The following is a 2,318-nucleotide window of genomic DNA, read 5'->3' on the forward strand; positions in this document are numbered from 1 at the left end:
ACCATCACCCGCGCTGCTTCACGGTGTGGATGGCTGGCGGCGGAGTGAAATCCGGCTTCAGCTACGGCGAAACCGATGAATTTGGCTACAATATCACTAAAGATCCAGTGCATGTCCACGACTTTCAGGCTACGCTACTGCATCTAATGGGCATCGACCACGAACGACTTACCTTCAAGCATCAAGGTCGGCGATTCCGGCTAACCGACGTGCACGGGCACGTGGTGAAGGATGTTATTGCGTAGGCTAAATTGTATTGTCAATACTTTGAAAAATTACTATATTAAACAACGCTTGAATTAAGAAGAAGAAAGCAGAATGATGTCATTCCTAAGGCTACTTATCCGTACTTATCCACTATTATTCAAGGTTTGCCTGGTTAGCGCACTGTTCATTCGCTGCGGCTCCGATAAGCCAGCGGAGATCGTAGAAGCCGAACAGAAATTGCCGGAGGTGATCGACTTTAACTTCCACGTTAAACCCATTCTCTCCGACCGCTGCTACGCTTGCCATGGTCCGGATAAAGAAAATCAAGAGGCGGACTTACGACTAGATCTGGCTGAAGAAGCTTACGCAGTGCTAGCATCCGACCAAGGAAGAGCGATTGTACCCGGAAAACTCAATCATAGCGAAGTGTACCGACGTATTATTTCTGATGATCCGGAAGAGATGATGCCCCCGCCGGAGTCGCATCTAAAACTTACGGTGGAGGAGAAGGCTATTCTTATTAAGTGGATAGAGCAGGGAGCTGAGTACAAACCCCACTGGGCGTTTATCCAACCGGAAAAGATTGAGCCACCCACTACCGAAAACGAAAGCTGGACGGTTTCACCCGTTGACCATTTTGTGTTAGACCGACTGGAACGTGAAGGTTTGACCCCGGCCCCGGAAGCGGAAAAAGAAACCCTCATTCGACGACTAAGCTTTGATTTGACCGGACTTCCCCCCACGCTGGAAGAAGTTGACCAGTTTGTGGCGGATAGTTCGCCTGATGCTTACGAGAAATTGGTGGATCGGCTACTACAGTCTCCGGCCTACGGCGAGCGCATGGCGACGAACTGGATGGACGTAGCCCGCTACGCCGATAGCGACGGCTATTTGGATGATAAACACCGCGACTTTTCCCCCTGGCGCGACTGGGTAATTAAAGCCTTCAACGAGAACATGCCCTACGACCAGTTTGCTACCTGGCAACTGGCCGGAGACTTAATTCCTAATCCTACTCAGGAAAGTGTGCTGGCCACTGCCTTTAACCGGCTGCACAAAAAGAATTCGGAGGCGGGAATTGTATTTGAAGAATACCGTCAGGAATACGTGGCCGATCGGGTGGCTACCCTGGGGCAAGCGTTTATGGGACTCTCGCTGGAGTGCGCTCGCTGCCACGACCATAAGTACGATCCGATTTCGCAGGAGGATTTTTATAAAGTATCGGGCTTCTTCAATAGCACCCAAGAGATTGGCACTCCGGTGTACGGCCCGGACCAAACCCCCGGCCCTTCGTTGCTACTTTCTAGTGAAGAGCAGGAAAATATCATTGATTTTGTCAGTGAGAAGATCGATAAGCTGGAGACGAAGCTAGATCAACAAAAGACTTCGCCCGGAAAATCCTACGAAAACTGGACGGCGAATAACGCACTGACCGAATCCAGCTTGCAACGACAGATCAATAAAGACTTAGTAGCTCACTATCCGTTCGATAACGTGACTGAGAAATCTACTTCACCTAACCTAGTAGACCGTCGTAAACCGGCTCAGTTGAGAGATCCGATTATTAAAGAAGGTAAGAAAGGTAACGCGTTCTTCGTCAGCGACTACAACGCCGTAAGTTTGGGCGAGAAAGTGGGCTGGTACGAGCGGACTGAACCCTTCTCGGTTTCGCTCTGGCTTTACCCGGATACAGTTTACAAAGAAGTGGGAGTATTTTATCACTGCGAAGATTTACGACTAGGTTACAAGGGCTACTCCCTTCATCTGGCCGATAATCATCTACAGTTTATTATGGCCCACTCCTGGCCGTACAATAGCCTGCAACTTACTACGCAAACTGCTTTACCTTCCAAAGAATGGTCGCTGGTGACAATCACCTACGATGGGTCTAGCCAGGCCGAGGGCGTTAAACTCTACGTGAACGGACAGCCTACTTCGGTCAATGTTGACCAGGATAATCTGTACAAAGGCATTCTCTTCGAAGAAGATATTCATACCTACGGCTTTCACGGGTTTACTTTGGGTCAGCGTACGCATATTATTCCGTTTAAAGACGGGGGAATTGATGAAATTAAGATTTACGACCGGGCGCTAACCGGCTTAGAAGTGCT

Annotated in this window: 2 protein-coding genes; both read left to right on the plus strand. The window is 49.3% G+C overall.

The window, feature by feature from the left end:
* The coding region (locus WBA23_RS01790) for a DUF1501 domain-containing protein (protein ID WP_424580524.1) at positions 1-245 on the plus strand (245 nt) is incomplete at its 5' end.
* Between the two features lie 73 nt (positions 246-318).
* Positions 319-2,318, plus strand: a 2,000-nt coding sequence (locus WBA23_RS01795) for a DUF1549 domain-containing protein (RefSeq protein WP_424580525.1), incomplete at its 3' end; no start/stop codon positions are given.

The organism is Tunicatimonas sp. (genome assembly GCF_049647865.1).
GTDB lineage: Bacteria > Bacteroidota > Bacteroidia > Cytophagales > Cyclobacteriaceae > Tunicatimonas.